The sequence below is a fragment of the Candidatus Brocadiia bacterium genome (assembly GCA_041658285.1).
Taxonomy (GTDB): Bacteria; Planctomycetota; MHYJ01; order JACQXL01; family JACQXL01; genus JBBAAP01.
Genome location: JBBAAP010000001.1, coordinates 109776 through 125107 on the forward strand (window position 1 = coordinate 109776; position 15332 = coordinate 125107).

At 49.2% G+C, this 15332-nt stretch carries 15 protein-coding genes; 2 read left to right on the forward strand and 13 right to left on the reverse strand.

Features of this window, described 5'->3' with window-relative positions:
* Positions 1 to 49 precede the first annotated feature (49 nt).
* Positions 50 to 1111: a peptidylprolyl isomerase gene (locus WC980_00480; protein ID MFA5793532.1), complete on the forward strand. Its 1062-nt coding sequence runs from the start codon at positions 50 to 52 to the stop codon at positions 1109 to 1111.
* A 49-nt stretch (positions 1112 to 1160) separates the two neighbouring features.
* On the opposite strand, the gene WC980_00485 is transcribed toward WC980_00480, so the two are convergent.
* The 13 genes from WC980_00485 to WC980_00545 all read right to left on the reverse strand — a co-directional run bounded on the left by WC980_00485 (position 1161) and on the right by WC980_00545 (position 14515).
* Positions 1161 to 2672 carry an HD domain-containing phosphohydrolase gene (locus WC980_00485; GenBank protein ID MFA5793533.1) on the reverse strand — a complete coding sequence of 504 codons (1512 nt, stop codon included), beginning with the start codon at positions 2670 to 2672 and terminating at the stop codon, positions 1161 to 1163.
* Positions 2673 to 2778: 106 nt separating this feature from the next.
* Positions 2779 to 3396, reverse strand: coding sequence for a nucleoside monophosphate kinase (locus WC980_00490; GenBank protein MFA5793534.1), 618 nt, complete (start codon positions 3394 to 3396; stop codon positions 2779 to 2781).
* A gap of 86 nt (positions 3397 to 3482) precedes the next feature.
* Positions 3483 to 4472 carry a radical SAM protein gene (locus WC980_00495; GenBank protein MFA5793535.1) on the reverse strand — a complete coding sequence of 330 codons (990 nt, stop codon included), beginning with the start codon at positions 4470 to 4472 and terminating at the stop codon, positions 3483 to 3485.
* Between the two features lie 169 nt (positions 4473 to 4641).
* Positions 4642 to 5079, reverse strand: a complete 438-nt coding sequence (locus WC980_00500; GenBank protein MFA5793536.1) for a hypothetical protein — start codon at positions 5077 to 5079, stop codon at positions 4642 to 4644.
* Between the two features lie 66 nt (positions 5080 to 5145).
* Positions 5146 to 5337: a hypothetical protein gene (locus tag WC980_00505; GenBank protein MFA5793537.1), complete on the reverse strand. Its 192-nt coding sequence runs from the start codon at positions 5335 to 5337 to the stop codon at positions 5146 to 5148.
* 42 nt (positions 5338 to 5379) lie between these two features.
* Entirely contained in the window at positions 5380 to 5538 is a 159-nt protein-coding gene (locus WC980_00510; protein MFA5793538.1) for a hypothetical protein, read from the reverse strand.
* A 154-nt stretch (positions 5539 to 5692) separates the two neighbouring features.
* On the reverse strand, positions 5693 to 6499 hold the full coding sequence (locus tag WC980_00515) for a hypothetical protein (GenBank protein ID MFA5793539.1): 807 nt from the start codon (positions 6497 to 6499) through the stop codon (positions 5693 to 5695).
* 103 nt (positions 6500 to 6602) lie between these two features.
* Entirely contained in the window at positions 6603 to 7451 is an 849-nt protein-coding gene (locus WC980_00520; GenBank protein MFA5793540.1) for a GGDEF domain-containing protein, read from the reverse strand.
* 97 nt (positions 7452 to 7548) lie between these two features.
* Positions 7549 to 8700, reverse strand: a complete 1152-nt coding sequence (gene acd / locus WC980_00525) for a glutaryl-CoA dehydrogenase Acd (protein ID MFA5793541.1) — start codon at positions 8698 to 8700, stop codon at positions 7549 to 7551.
* A gap of 84 nt (positions 8701 to 8784) precedes the next feature.
* Positions 8785 to 12255: a CFI-box-CTERM domain-containing protein gene (locus tag WC980_00530; protein MFA5793542.1), complete on the reverse strand. Its 3471-nt coding sequence runs from the start codon at positions 12253 to 12255 to the stop codon at positions 8785 to 8787.
* Positions 12256 to 12329: 74 nt separating this feature from the next.
* The gene (locus WC980_00535) at positions 12330 to 12599 is read right to left on the reverse strand and encodes an HU family DNA-binding protein (protein ID MFA5793543.1); all 270 of its coding nucleotides are present in this window, start codon (positions 12597 to 12599) and stop codon (positions 12330 to 12332) included.
* Positions 12600 to 12720: 121 nt separating this feature from the next.
* Positions 12721 to 13860 (reverse strand): lipid-A-disaccharide synthase, encoded by a 1140-nt coding sequence (lpxB, locus tag WC980_00540; GenBank protein MFA5793544.1) that lies wholly within the window; start codon positions 13858 to 13860, stop codon positions 12721 to 12723.
* 4 nt (positions 13861 to 13864) lie between these two features.
* Entirely contained in the window at positions 13865 to 14515 is a 651-nt protein-coding gene (locus WC980_00545) for a lysophospholipid acyltransferase family protein (protein ID MFA5793545.1), read from the reverse strand.
* A gap of 50 nt (positions 14516 to 14565) precedes the next feature.
* On the opposite strand from WC980_00545, the gene tsaB reads away from it, so the two are divergent.
* Positions 14566 to 15321 carry a tRNA (adenosine(37)-N6)-threonylcarbamoyltransferase complex dimerization subunit type 1 TsaB gene (tsaB, locus tag WC980_00550; GenBank protein ID MFA5793546.1) on the forward strand — a complete coding sequence of 252 codons (756 nt, stop codon included), beginning with the start codon at positions 14566 to 14568 and terminating at the stop codon, positions 15319 to 15321.
* The last annotated feature ends 11 nt before the right edge of the window (positions 15322 to 15332 follow it).

The window sequence follows — 15332 nt, forward strand, 5'->3', positions numbered from 1 at the left end:
ATTGTCAATTATTACATCTACCCTAATCTCGGAGTACATATAAATTATTATGACGCCTCCTGCCCCTAACGAAACCAATACCCAGGAAAAATCATTCTGGGCCAATACCGAATTATGGATCCGCACCCACCAGAATATCGTATTCTTCGTACTGCTGGTAATCACCCTGCTGGTTGTCCTGGTCGTCTGGCGCTCGTACCGGATAAACCAGATGAGCGATAAGGCCTGGTACGACGTGGAAAAGGCCAACGACTCAAACGCCCTACAGATGATCCTGCAAGTGCACGGCATCACCAAAGCGGCGCCATTTATCAGGCTTAAACTGGCTAACGCCTATTTCGACGAGGGCAAATTAGCCGAGGCCAAGAAAGAATATGAAACGATTATCGCCAACTACCCCAAAGAAGACGTCGCCAAATGGGCAAAATTAAGGCTGGACACCCTGGCTATCAACGAAACATGGAAAAACACCGAGCTTGATAAGCAGATCAAGGAATACATAGCCAAAAGAGGCGTGCCTAATGTAACCATCAAGACAACCCAGGGCGAATTCGAAGTGGAATTATTCGAGGACGAGGCCCCAAATACGGTGGCTAACTTCATTTCCCTGGCCGAGAAAGGCTCATACAACCAGACCTTATTCTCAGACATAAAACCTGATATGGGCCTGTGCCTGAGCGACAAAGGCATCACCCCGACTTATTATCTGCCTTACGAAGTCAACAACCTCAAGCACGAGGAAGGCTCACTGGGCATGATCAGGGAACGCGACCCCAATCCGAAACTGGGCCTGATCGAGGATTCGAAGTATACTAATTCAGCAACCACCAGATTCTTCATTACGCTTCAACCGACCAACCCGGGGCTGGACGAAAAATATACCGCCTTCGGCCGGGTAACAAAAGGAATGGACATAGTAAAACAATTGACCAAAGACTCATCGATTTTACAAGTAGTGATTAATTACAAACGTCCCCATGAATATGCGCCTAAAACCCTGAAATACGAACCGCTGCCTAAAGCGGCTCCTCTGCCGCCGATACCACTGCCCCCGCCGCAGGTTACACCCGTTACGCCGACACCGGTCGCGCCGGTTAATACGCCGAAGTAAAAAAACCTTCGGGAATAATTTATAATGTTGAATCCGGCGTGATTAAACTCTAGAGCATGTTCTTAAGACCGGAACCTTCGGTCTTAAAAAGCGCGTCATTATCGTAGCAGGCAACCATTACCTTGACTATCTCGACATCAAACCTCTTGTTGGCATGAGACTGTATCTCGGCAATGGCCTCCTTAATTGATATCCCCTGCGCCTGCGGGCCGCCGAAAGTCATCAGGTTGTCTATTTCATTGGCAACGGCAAGTATCTTGGCGCCAACCGGAATATTCTTACTTTCCACCTTGAAATATCCGGTGCCGTCAACCCGCTCGTGATGGTATTTTATGACCGGGATAATATCGTGCAGATCCGGAATTGAATTAAGCAGTTTCTCAGCCGTCAGCGTATGTTTTTCTATATCCTTAAAGTTGGTCGTTTCGCCGGCATCGGCCGTTTCCATAATCCGGCCGACGTCGTGAAGCAGCGCAGCCAGGTGAACCCTTTTCACCTCGTGTCCGGGCAGTCCCATCTGACGGGCGATATTGGATGCAATATTAGAAACGCGTTCGGAATGGCCCTGCATTTGGGGCATTTTCATCTCGATAATAGTCAGGAACGCCCGGAGCGTGCCCATCATAGTCCGTTCGGTCTTTTCGGCCGCCGATACGGTTATGATGCCCATGCCGGCCAGAATAGCAATGGCGCTGGCGGTTTCCAGTTCCGTCTGCCCGAAATATTTCTCAAGCTGGGTATTTTCCAGATAGATGACGCCGTAATTCGTTGAAGTCGTAATCAGCGGAACGCAGACAACAGATTTGATGCCGCCGTCGGCTATGCTGGAACTCGGGTCGAACCGCTTATCCAGCATGGCGTCTGATGTCACCAGCGGACGGGTATTCTTGGTCACATACTTGATAATCGTATGTCTGACATGCGGTTCCTGGATGGTATCTTTCTTGGGATAGGATATATGCGATGAAATCTTCTCCGTCTTCTTATCCACCATTATCACATAACCGCGGTCTGCGTTAGTGGCGGTGATGGTCTGCTTTAATACCTGCTCCAGCAGGTGCTGGATATCTTTTTCCGACATTATCAGCCGCGATATCTGGTGCATTATGGGCAATATTTTAGAGCTTACTTCTTTACCCATCGGCAGGTCCGACCCTTTGGCGTCGGCAATGTCATCGGCATCAAGCTTTATCTCGGCGGTGGTCGTTCCGACGTCCTCCTGCTGTGCCGGGCCGCAAGAATATACCGGAGCCGGACCGCCTTCGCTGACCAGTTCCATTATAGTCGTGCCCACCTTGATAAGATTGCCTATTTTTATCTTAAGCTCGGCGGTGACTCTTTTCCCGTCCACGAAAGTCCCGTTAGTGCTGTTCAAGTCCTTGATGTAATAGTCGCTGCCCTTGCGGGATATCTCGGTATGCTGTTTGGAAACCTTGTTGTCTATAAGCGCCAAACCCGTCTTGGATGACAGGCGGCCGATGATGAATTTGTTATTGTCGTCAAAATTGAGCTCGGTGGACGAACCGTTCTGGGGACCGGTTATTATTTTCAGATACATCATATCTGCTCATCTCTATACCACCGCCAGAAAACTATGTCAATTAAAAATAGCTTAGTTATTTAATGGTATAATAACCGCTTATAATTGGGCGCACAGCGCCATATCACTATTGCGTTAAACGGCTGTAAACCGATTCCACTTTGGTATCCAGGTCCACATTGACATCCAAAACCTTCGCCCCAACCGCTCGATAATGGCTGATTAACGGCGTGGTGCGGACATTGAATATGGCTATCTTTTTACCGATATCATCCAGATTGTCATCGGTCCGCCCAACCCGGTCGCCGCCGGCGTTGGTCCGGATGCGCTCGGACAATACCTCAGGCGCGGCTGACAGGTGCACCACCACATTGACATCCACGAATTCCATCATCGCCTTGGCCTGGCCGACGTGCCTGGGCAGGCCGTTCAGGACGATGATGTCATTGTCGGTTATACTGTGGCGTTGAATGAATGACTCCAGAATCTTCCTGGCCAGCGGAAAGTCCTTATCCTCCAGTAACGCCCCGGATTCAAGCACATTCTTAATAAACCCTATATCTTCCTCATTCCAAATAATTCTTTGTGAACTTTGTTCCTTTGTGGTGATAATACTGCGAAGGTTGGCCCCGAAATCAAAGTGCCAGCACCGCTTGCCGTTCAGTCCGTGCCTGGCCAAGTGCTCACCCAAAGGAGTCTTGCCAGAGCCGGTCGGGCCTATTAACAATATCGCTTTATATTTCATAACCTAATTTGCCACAGAGTCGCAGAGCACACGGAGACCTTCATTAAATAATCATTAATTACTCTGTGACCTCTGTGTCTCCGTGGCTAATCAAACGGTTTTTCTTTATTAAAGTCCGGTAAAAAGTCGTCACTGCTTACCAGCGCCTGGATGTAGCAGTTTTTCAGCCCCAATTTCTCGGCATACTGCACCACCTCGTCGTATTCCGTATGCTTTAACCGACGGTTGAGTATCGGATGCTCCTTGGCCTTGTAGCACGGATGATACTGCGACATCAGGCTGACAAATGCGTCCGCCGAGAGCTCGTTCTTTATAAAATCCAGTGATTCAAGACTGCCCGCCCCGCCGGCCGGCCCTCCCGGATGATCCGGTCGGACGGGCAGGACCAGATGCCGGATAATCACCCCTCGCTCCGCCGCGCCGCCGGCATCCATACTCAAGTTCCCAACCTGGCGGTACATCTCCTTAAGCGCCGCACGGTTGTGTTTGACATAGTCACCCGCACCGGAATAGGATTTGGCATATCGGTCATCGCTGTACTTGATATCAGGCAGGTAGATGTCCACGATGCCATCCAGAAGTTTCAGGGTTTCGACGGTGTCATAGCCGTTGGTGTTATAGACGATGGGCAGTTTCAGTCCCTTTTCTGAGGCTATCAGCAATGCTTCCAGTATCTGCGGGACAAAGTGGCTGGGCGAGACCAGGTTGATGTTGTGCGCGCCCTGCGATTCCAAGTCCAGCATAGCCTGAGCCAGTTTTTGGATGGTTATTTCCCGGCCTTCATATTCCTGGCTAATCTGGTAATTCTGGCAGAACAGGCAACGCAGGTTACAGCCGGTAAAGAATATGGTGCCGGAACCCATCTGCCCGGAAACCGGCGGCTCCTCGCCGTAATGCAGGCCGTAGCTGGAGATAACCACTGATGAATGGCTCCCGCAGAAACCTAGCTCTCCGGCTAACCGGTTCACCCGGCAACCCCGAGGGCAAAGGGTGCAGTTCTCCAGCATCTTTTTAGCGGTCTCTACCCGCCGCTTGAGTTCACCGGATTTAAGTAGTTTGATATAACTGGCTTCCATAAATTTGCCACAGAGGCACTGAGAACACAGAGAATACTAATAGTTATTAATTTTAACTCATACTACCTAAAAGTCAAGATAGAGTTAATACCTATCCGAATAAGTCAGGCGGGTCCGTGATTTCGTAGTTTCGCGCCGCAACCTGTCCCGCCAAAAGCGGGATGGTGAATTATGGTGACACGGTACACTTAGCCGTTTGGCTGAAAGAACCCGTGCGCATCTTCTTGTCAAACCACTGCGCCTTATATTCCATATTGACCGGTTCTGTTATGGCTAAACCTGCCTGTACCGTTTGCTGCACAGCAGCCAGAATGTGTATATAAGGGCTGTTGGTGTCGTCCGCCAGGAATTGCCAATCTTCGCCCTTCCGGCGAAACCAGATTTTAGCGCCGGCAATATCCTTCGGCTTGGAATTTTCCTTTTCATTTCCCGGATTGACGCCGAAATGAACGACTACCTGGCCGCGTCCTGACCAGTCCAGCAGTAACAAAGGCGGGGCTAAATTGGCAACATATTCCGGCGAGGCCGGGGTCGGATTTCTGTCCGGCACGGTAATGCCCAGAATGGCCCGTTGTGCGTCGGTCAGTCCAGGGTGTTTCTGAAGCATCCCAACCAAGGGCCTAACCGCTTCTTTGCCCGTATCGCGTAATTCGTCCTTAATTTCCGTGGCGGCCTAGTGCGCATTTTTTGCCGTCTGCTGAGCCACATAACCCACCTTCCAAGCCGCATAAGCATCGGTTACCGCGGTAACCAAAGCCGGGTCAACCTCGAGCGGCGCCGCAATAGCGCTGATATTAGCTGCAAAATTATGAAACCACTCATCAAACTCCGCATCCGAATACGGTATATAGTCCTTTTTTGGCATTTTACACCTCCTATTAGGGGCTGTTTCAACCACGTCAGTGAATCATTCCCCGCCTTGGATGAACCGTTCAGCCACATCAGTGAACCGTTCCCCGCCCTGTACGAACCGTTCAGCCACGTCAGTGAACCATTCCCCGCCCTGTATGAACCGTTCAGCCACATCAGTGAACCGTTCCCCGCCCTGAACGAACCGTTCAGCCACGTCAGTGAACCGTTCCCCGCCCTGTACGAACCGTTCGTTTACCTATCCGAACCGGTCGTTGCCCCTGCCTGCCGCAAGCAGGTCTGGAGGGGTGCCCCCAGAAATCCCAATTCCCGAAATCTGCTGAAGTTGAACATTACATCTTGTGCGTATCTTATCCAATCCTGCCAATTCTATCACATATACGATCATATTGATTCTTAGTAATCTTAAGTTTTCCACCTTGTTGCATCACTTTTCCCACATTAGGTTTAATACGCGTGCTTGACACAAAAAAATCCTTATAGAATATGTGCCCTTCTCTAAGATCTCTTAAATCATCCTTTTCTAAGGTAAATAAACTGCAAGGGTCATTAGTAAGTTTTATATAGAGTTCTTTTTCCCTGTTACCTCGTGGATGCAGAATTTCATATCTGACTACAGTAAAACCACCTATTATACGCCCTTTCTCCATAAATAACACTTTCGAATCCTCTGGTATTTTAGGGAAAAGGCGTTTCTTAACCCTAAAACAATGCGATAACTCCCACGCGCTAAAATCCCTTTCCCCGGATTCTTTCTTATTATAGGCTAAAATTAAATGCTCAGGATCATCTTTCTTATCGCTTGTCACCGGCTCCTTTATTTCAATATATTTTTTTAATGGTATCACATCATATAACGTTTTGTTATATTTTTTTTGAAGTTCGTTCGCAAGTCCACAAGTATCTTCCCAGCACACAACCACATATTTTCCACCCTTTTTCATATTCTTAGGATGACCATGTATTAAAAAATTACCAGATTCATATTCGAATTCAACCGTTACTTTATGGCCGTTATATTCTATTGAATCTATATCAAATCCATGAGAAGCGGACGGAATTAACTGGGGAAATCCTAACTTGCTATGTATTTTACAAAATACCATTATTACACCTATTTCATTTTTAATTATCCCGTAGAATGGTATCTTTGCCATAATTACTCCTTCTCATTTTATCGTATTAAAAAACACTTCTGCCGGAACTCGGGTAACGCCACACTCAATTCATCCCCACACCCAGCGCACCATCTATATTTAATTATTCGGTTATCAGCTCGTGCTTGATGCGGTTCTTGCCGTTGTTCTTGACGTCATACATCAGATTATCGGCCAGACGGAGCATCACATCCACGGAGCAGGGCGGGTTCAGGCAGGTGGCCACGCCAATGCTGAAGCCGACCGGCCATTTGTTAGACCGGGCGGTATCGGTCAGGTTTTCATAGACCCGGTTCATTACAACCTGGGCCTGGTCGTAATCGGTCGCCGGCATAAGTATCACGAATTCGTCCCCGCCCATCCGGGCCACGGTATCAACCTTGCGGATGGCGCTGGCGGTGGACTGGGCGACTGTGCGCAAAAGATTATCGCCGGCACTGTGGCCTAAACGGTCGTTGACATTCTTAAAGTTGTCAATGTCGAAATATGCCACGGTCAAAGGATAGCGCGACCGGTTGGCGCGCTCTATTTCATCCAGCGCCACTTCCTGGAAGTAACGGTGGTTGGCCACGCCGGTCAAAGAATCGGTCCGGGATTGCTGTCTTTCACGGTTGAACGCGGTCCGGAGCATCGACAGGAAAAGAACGGCCATAATGAAAAATCCGAATTCAACCATCAGGTCCACAGTCGGCGCGACAAAGCGGGAATGGGCCGGCATAGACATCGTATCAGCCGTCAGCCAGGCAATAATGCTGATGCCGGATATGATGATTCCCTGCGCCCGGTTGACAAACCAGGTAACCACAAAAATGGGCACCATATAGAATATTAGGAATGAGATATCCGCCGTTGTCCAGTAATCCAGGGCCCATAACACGACCACCAGGGAGTATCCAACCAGGATTCTGAATAACCGCGATTGCTTGCGCAGATGTTCGATAATAGGTTTCATAGTTATAGTAAGCTGATTCAGCCGATATAGCGGATATTATCCAGATAAATCAAGCCCCTATGTATAACCCCCGCCTGACCAGTCGGGCAAGTGTGGCCTATTTCCGCTTACCCAGGACAAACGACGAGATAATCATCTTCTGGATGTTGGACGTCCCTTCGACTATCTGGAACGACTTGGCGTCGCGGAACATCCGCTCGACCGGATACTCTGACGAGAACCCGTATGAGCCGAATATCTTGACGGCCAACCCGGTGGCCTTGACGGCCGTTTCGGCGGCGAAATACTTGCCGGTGGAGACCTCCAGTGTATTCTTCTGCCCTTTGTCCTTGAGCCAGGCAGCTCGGTAAACCAGTAATCGGGCGGCCTGGATTTCCACGAACATCTCGGCCAGCTGGTCCTGTATCATCTCGAACTCGGAAATCTTTTGGCCGAACTGTTCTCGTTCGTTGGCGTATTTGACCGCGGCATCCAAAGCGCCTTGGGCCACTCCAACGGCCCTAACAGAACAACTCAAGCGGGTGTTATCCAACATAGACATGCATATCTTGAAACCATCGCCGGGCTTGCCCAGCAGAGCCGATTTGGGTATCTTGGCGTCTTCGAATATTATTTCGCCGGTCGGCGCTGAATGCAGGCCTAACTTGGTCTCTATCGGCTTGGTGGTAATACCCTTGATGTTCTTCAGCTCCACTACGAATGCGGACATACCCTTATGCTTGGCGACCGGGTCGGTGTAGGCGTAAACGATGCCGACATCAGCCACCTGGGCGTTTGATATCCAGGTCTTGGCGCCGTTGAGCAGATAATGGTCGCCCTTGTCCACGGCCAGGGATTTCATAGAGGCCACGTCCGAACCGGAGTTGGGTTCGGTGATGGCGAAACAGCCCATATACTCGCCGGAGACGAGTTTGGGCAGATATTTTTTCTTGTGTTCCTCGGTGCCCCAGGTAAGAATGACCTGTCCCGGCCCGATGGTCTGCATATTAAACGGCAGTCCGTAGGAGGCGCTGACCCGGGCGACTTCTTCGTTCATTATCAGAGTGGACAGAAAGCCCAATCCAGTGCCGCCGTATTGTTCGGGGATGACGCCGCCGAAAAAGCCCAGCTCCCCCATCTTGCGGACCAGTTCAGGGCGGAACTTGTGCTCTTTTTCGTCCTTTTCCATTATCGGGGCTATTTCCTTCTCGGCAAAGTCGCGGGCCATCTTCTGCATAGCCAATTGTTCTTCAGTCAGTTCAAAGTCCATACAAAACTCCTCTCCATAGCCACAGATTACACAGATTAATTAAATATATACTATTGATAACCCGGATTATTACCGCTTGTCAAGTTATTTGACAGGTGCAAAAAAGATATTGATGCCGGTCTGAAGTGTTTGCCGGGTATACCAGCGGAGTAAGGGATAATTCCTGATGACATCAGCGGCCGGGGGACTGTATTTGTAGTAGAGCCTGACCCAGTTAATGGTCTTGGGGTTGGTTAAGAGTTTAATATCCCGGAAATTCCTGAGGATATTGATATCCTTGGCCAGGGGCGAACCGTAGGCGGCCGTGGCCACGGCGCAGAACGCCCAGTCGCGGTTCATCTTAGGCCCGCTGGAGCCGGTGATTATCTGGATATCTGTCCTTTGGCCGGCAATGCCGATTACAACCGGCTGGTAGACATTACCGATAACCATATTATTGTACCGGTCTATCATCTGGTCCGCAAGCGGATACCATCTGGCTTCGGACTCGGAATAATAATACAAACGAAGCGTAAACTCAGAAACATTATCGGTGCCGTCCACGACGCCATTGCTGTCCGCATCCAGATAAGACAGTTTGACTTTTATGGGCTTGGTGAAAGCGCTCACCGAATCAATGCTCAAGCTCTTGTAAACACCGAGGAATTGCATGGCGCCATCAGGCAGAGCCACAGCCGGAGCGGCGGCCGGCGCCACCGTGGTAATAGTTATGGCCGTGTTGGCGCTAACGCCGTCGTTAGGCACAATCAGCCGCGCCTCATTCCTATAACAGATATCGGTCTTGCAGTCCTTGCTGAGGGTGACATACATCTTGGTCGAGTCTTCCTTGATTTCCGGGATGGACGGCTCGTTATAAAGAAACAGGCGCTTGTTCAGCTGGAGCGTGTTGTAATCGTCATAACCAAGCGTCGCCTGGTTAAAGTTAGCCAGCGCTATTGTTTCATAATACATACCCGACTGAAGCCGCCTGAGCCAGAGGGTGGTCATGAACTCTTCCTGGGTTATGTTTTCCTTGATAATCGAATAACTGCTGAACATATCATTCCACCATTTATCCGAGGATAGCGGTTCCGGGTCAAAATCAGGTGAAATAAGGGTCGCCGGAATATCGGTTATCTGGCGGTACCAAAGGTCTATTTTGTTGGAATTCTGGATAGGCAGTGAAATCACCCTGATGGTCACCTCGCCATAGGCATCGGACCGAAGGGCATCCTTATTAAGGCGTTTCAATCCCGGCTGAACAAAAGCCAGGCGCGGGGTGCCGGCCACGGCCGGACGGCTGACATTTACAGTCATAGTGGCATCGCCGGTAAGACCGCTGGGCGTTTCGGTGACCCGGAGGCGGACCGTAAAGCTACCGTTATGAACATAAGTAAAAGCCGTGTTGTTCATCGTGGTGCCGGCGTATTCAAACATTCCGTCACCATCCAGGTCCCATTCGTATTTGGCGATGCTCCCGCCCGCACCGGGCGTGCCCGCTCCGATAAAGGTCAGGCTGTCGCAAATAATGATACCGGCCGGGCTGGTCGGCGAGACTATCTGGGCGGTGGGCGGCGTCTGGGCCGGAGTATTGACAATGACCACCCGCTGTGATGAGGACATCAGGCCGGCCGCATCTTCAACCTTGACATTCATCAAATAGTTACCGGGACGGACGTATCGATAAACTACGGTGCTGTTGGTCAGCGAGGTGGGTGAAACCAGATCTATGATATTATCACCGTCAAAATCCCAAAGGAACGCCTGGACGCCATTATACGCCGCGGCATTAGCCGTAAAAGTAATGCTGGCCGGCGCCGTAATGACCGGCGGTGACGGCGATGTTACTACTGATGTAATAGAAGGCTGGCCGGACGGCGACAAGACAGTCAAGCTAATCATCCGGTTAATGACGAAGCCGTCGAAATAGGAAACCCTGAGCATCGGCGCATAACTGCCCGGCATATTATACGTATAGGTGACGTCACCGGCCATATAGCTTTTATAAGCCGGCCGGAAGTTGACGCCATCGTAGTTAAAATCCCATTCATACTGGAGCGCCGAGCCGACCGTGCCGAATTGGGCGTAGTATGATATGGCCAACGGCGCGGTGCCGGTAGTAGTGCTGGCCGTAACATCAGCGATGGTTTTAATGTTGCTGTCCAGAGGCAGGCCGAGCGGCGGAACGCTTACCAGCGAGTAGGTGCCGATGGCCCGCAAGGAGGTCAACTCCACCTGTAACGTCCTGCCGGGCTGGCCGTTGCTGCTTAACTGGTAAACCACCAAACAGGTTTTGGTCTGGCTGATGCTGATAACCAGCGGCACCGACAGGTTTAAGGTAATTGTCCCGTCATCAACCGTTAAAGCAACCGGCCCGGCCAGAACGGTATCGCCGCTGTCGTAGAAACCGTTGCTGTTGGCGTCGTTTATGAGCCGGATACCGGTAATGTCGTCATCATCAAGAGCCGTCCCGTTGGTGGTCAACAAGAACTGATCTATGGATACGGTTTCATTCCCGGTAGGAACGGACACATCAAACTGGAGCATTGATAACCGGTCAGTGGTAACCAGTTCGGAAGAATTACCGTGGTTACGCGCCCCGATACCCAGGTTAAGCACGGCTCCCTGAACACAGGTACTGGAAATGATCAAAGTGTCGCCGATGGAAATATCGTCCGTGGAACGAACAACCACGCTGATATTTTTAACAGCGCCGGCCACGACAGACAAGGCCGGCGTAACTTCCACAAGGATTTCGGTGACGGCCGTGGGCGACAGGCTGAGATTCCAACCGCCGGATATGACATTGGCGGTAATGTCGTTTCCGCCGTCAAGCGCGTCGTAATATGCAATATTCCAACCGCCGGATGAACTTACGCCAAGCACGTTAAAGGCGGTAGTGTTACCGTCGTTTTGTATCTTAATATGGTAAGAAAGGGTTACGGTATTATTAACATTCTGAGTCAGAGTCTGGCCCAGACCGCTCAGGTCGTAAGTATTATCTCCGATGTAATCTGTTTCATAACTACGCCGGGCATACAAGTCGGGCTTGGGATTTATGGTGCAAACAGTTATGGCCTTAACCATATCTTTACTGAAATCGGACGTAGCCGTAACAGTCATATATACTTCCTTGGTGATGCCGCCGAGGATGGCTGCATCAGGCGTGACTTCGACCCTTATTTCCCTGCTAAATCCGTTAGGCGCAAGCGAACCGGTGGTCCAGGTGCCGTCGACTATTTCCGCGGTAATATCCGAAGCACTGGAACTGGTCGCGGCGTTAAAGTATTTTATATCCCAGCCATCGCCGCTACCGCCCGTGCCGCTGACATTAAATCCGGAAGTAATATTACCATCGTTCTGAATACTTAGTATATAGATAATTTTTTGATTATTGAGGGTACCTTCGTTCATGGTCTGGCCAATAGTCGTGGTGTTATACACGTCATCGCCGGTATAAGTAGCATCCGTAGTTTTCTTAAGACGCAGGTCTGCACTCTGAGCCGCCGATGCGAAGATGACGGGAATGACGGTAAACAACGCAATTGTAACCGCTAATAAAATAGTTTTCTTCATTTATATAATGGCATAAAAAAGGGGGCATCTTACCATCAGGATAAGAACATCCCCCTCTTTTATAAATCTGTACATTACACTGACTTCTTTAAGTCCTTGCTGCACTTAAAACCTACTGTTCTGGAGGCCTTAATCTGGATTTTAGCGCCTGTCTGGGGATTCCGTCCGATACGGCCGGCCCTGGTTTTCACCTTGAATGAACCGAAGCCAACTAACTGCACCTGCTTGCTCTTTTTGAGACCGCTGGCGATACAATCGAGAGCGCAATTAAGCCATCTCTCTGACGAAGCCTTTGAATCCTTCTGGCATTTAGCCATTGATTCGATAAGTTCTTGTTTGTTCACTGTTATCACCTCCTCTCATGTGATTTAAGAGTTAATAAAACCAGTTACTTTACACAGCAGTAATATAGCGGATTTCAGGGCAGTTGTCAAGTAAAAATCCTATTTTTATGCGAATATTTTTTCATACCTTCCCGGTAATCATTTCCCTGATTGCGTTTGCCGCCCTGATTGAGGCGCCGGGCAAACCGAGCTTTCGTTTAACCTCAGCCAAACCTTGACTGATTTCCACCAGCCGGCCCGGCTTGATAAGTTCCGTCACGGTATCGAAGATGCGCCGGGGCGAAGCTTGACGCTGAATAAGCTCAGGCACAACCTCCTTGCCGGCGACAATATTAACAATGGAGTATTTTTTAATCTTAACCAATGGGGCCAGCACCAACTCGGTTATAAGAGAAACTTTATATATCACTAACATCGGCGCACCCATAATGGCCGCTTCCAGCGTTACCGTACCGGAAACAGCGATAAGCAAGTCTGCGGCGCGGATAACATCATAAGTCCTGCCGTAATATACTGAAATATCCGTTTTGTGGCCAGCCGGCATATATTCATTTATCATTTTTTGCGTAATATTTGGAGCCGCCCCCATAATGTATCTGACCGGCGAAGAACTCTTGATAAGCGGCAGCGCTTTGGCTATCACCGGGAAATGGCGGCGAAACTCGCTCAGGCGGCTGCCCGGCAGGATACCAATAACCAAGCCGTTTGGAGGAAGGCCAAGACTACGCCTTATTTCCTGTTTTGTAACTGGCGACGGTTTGATGGCATCAAGAAGCGGATGCCCGACCCACTCAACATCAATATCATAGCGTTTATAGAACTCCTTCTCAAATTCGAAAAGCACCAGCATTTTATCCACGTACTTACGGATAATGTTTATCCGGCCGGCCCGCCAGGCCCAAACTTGCGGACTGATGTAATAAGCGATTTTTATGCCGTAGGCCTTGAGTTTTTTAGCCAGACGGAGGTTAAAATCAGGAAAGTCAATGAGTATCGCCAGATCAGGCCGGTTGCTCCTTGCGGCGTGAACAAGCTGGCGGAATATATCGCTGAACCGAGCCAGGTTACGAAGCGGGTCAAGACCGGTTCCGGCATAGGCGGTTATATCGTCCAAGAGTTCTACACCGGCGGCTCGCATTTTCGGACCGCCTAACCCGAACACCTTGATATCTTCCTTGCAAACAGATTTCAGAGCAGTTATCAGGTTTGATCCGTGCAAGTCAGCCGAGGTCTCGCCCGCGACAATCATTATTTTCTTCATCCAATCAACCACCTATCATCAGGGCTTGCCTTATTTTCTCCGTAAAATCTACGCGCTCTTCTTTAGTGATATCTCCCGGAATAAATATCGGATCTCCGTAAATAACCCGAACATTGCTCAATGGCGCAGGAATTATGAAATTATCCCAAGAATTAAGCACCAGCGCCCTATCCACTTTATATGTTATAGGTATTATCGGAAATCCGGTCTTCTGAGCCAGAAAAACCAGGCCGGCTTTGACCTGGTATTTAGGCCCGCGCGGCCCGTCCGGGGTAATGACAGGCGATGACCCACCCAGTGCGGTTCGGTAAAGGGAGAGCAATCCCTGCCGGCTTTTCCTAGATGATGAGCCCCGGACGACAGTGGCCCCGAGCTTGGTTTCCATCTGAGTCATTATTTCACCGTCTTTACTATAACTGGACAATACGGCTACGTTATGACCGCGCCGGATATAGCGCGTGGTCAGATAATAAGTCATAAAAAGCAGGCGGTTGTGCCAGAAAGCAAAAATAACATTTTTATTCTGCCCGAAGATATAATCACGGGCCGGCTGGCTATGCTCTTCTTTAATGCTGATGGTGCGGCCTAAGGCAAGAACGAAAATGCGGGCGAATGAAGAACTAAGCCAGATGCTATCGGACAACCATGATAACATAATTTTTATTACCTTTATTGATTATAGAAATTTTAAGCTAATTATTATTGATGTCAAGAATAATAGATGGTAAGATATCCTGCATGAAAGCCCTCGGAATTGAAACCTCAGGCAACCGCGGCGGTATCGCCTTATTGGACGGCGGTAAAGTTCTCAAAGAAATATTATTAAAAAAAGGGATGGTCCACGGGAAACTCCTGATTGCGGCAATTGATAAAGCTTTAAAAACCTGCCGTTGGAAAAAGACGGATATTGATTTAATTGCGGTCGATATCGGACCCGGCTCCTATACCGGATTACGCGTCGGCTTAGCGGCAGCTAAGATGATGTCTTATCTGCTGAATATACCAATGGTCGGCGTATCATCCCTGGATGCCTTGATGCAAGAGATTAATACAAAACACCTTATAGCCTGCCCGGTAATTGACGCCAGATGGAATCAAGTCTATACCGCAATATATAGAAAAAACGCGGCCGGATGGAAGAAAGTTACTGATTTCATGGCAATCACACCAAGTGAATTAGCTAAACTGCTAAAAGAGTATAGCCTGAAGTATGGAAAAACTGATAAATCGCCGAATATAATATTATTCGGTGATGGCTTGCTGTCTTATAATAATATTCTCAATGGTCTGCCCGGCATAGAATCCGGCAGTGAAAAATATTGGTATCCAAAACCGGCTAATATTGTAAGGTTAGGTTATAAACGCTGGCATAACAAACAAAAAGATACTTACTGGGAAATTAATCCTTTATATCTGAGAAAAACAGAAGCGGAAATAACTTTAAAAAAGGTCAAGAAATAACAGGAAGGTGA

Bases quoted from the DNA above. Each gene is read 5' to 3' on its own strand.
- WC980_00490 (MFA5793534.1), bottom strand. From the start codon at position 3,396: ATGAAATATAAAGCGATATTGTTAATAGGCCCGACCGGCTCTGGCAAG.
- WC980_00500 (MFA5793536.1), bottom strand. From the start codon at position 5,079: ATGCTTCAGAAACACCCTGGACTGACCGACGCACAACGGGCCATTCTG.
- WC980_00545 (MFA5793545.1), bottom strand. From the start codon at position 14,515: ATGTTATCATGGTTGTCCGATAGCATCTGGCTTAGTTCTTCATTCGCC.
- WC980_00485 (MFA5793533.1), bottom strand. From the start codon at position 2,672: ATGATGTATCTGAAAATAATAACCGGTCCCCAGAACGGTTCGTCCACC.
- WC980_00505 (MFA5793537.1), bottom strand. From the start codon at position 5,337: ATGCCAAAAAAGGACTATATACCGTATTCGGATGCGGAGTTTGATGAG.
- WC980_00495 (MFA5793535.1), bottom strand. From the start codon at position 4,472: ATGGAAGCCAGTTATATCAAACTACTTAAATCCGGTGAACTCAAGCGG.
- WC980_00515 (MFA5793539.1), bottom strand. From the start codon at position 6,499: ATGGCAAAGATACCATTCTACGGGATAATTAAAAATGAAATAGGTGTA.
- acd (MFA5793541.1), bottom strand. From the start codon at position 8,700: ATGGACTTTGAACTGACTGAAGAACAATTGGCTATGCAGAAGATGGCC.
- WC980_00520 (MFA5793540.1), bottom strand. From the start codon at position 7,451: ATGAAACCTATTATCGAACATCTGCGCAAGCAATCGCGGTTATTCAGA.
- lpxB (MFA5793544.1), bottom strand. From the start codon at position 13,860: ATGAAGAAAATAATGATTGTCGCGGGCGAGACCTCGGCTGACTTGCAC.
- tsaB (MFA5793546.1), top strand. From the start codon at position 14,566: ATGTCAAGAATAATAGATGGTAAGATATCCTGCATGAAAGCCCTCGGA.
- WC980_00480 (MFA5793532.1), top strand. From the start codon at position 50: ATGACGCCTCCTGCCCCTAACGAAACCAATACCCAGGAAAAATCATTC.
- WC980_00530 (MFA5793542.1), bottom strand. From the start codon at position 12,255: ATGAAGAAAACTATTTTATTAGCGGTTACAATTGCGTTGTTTACCGTC.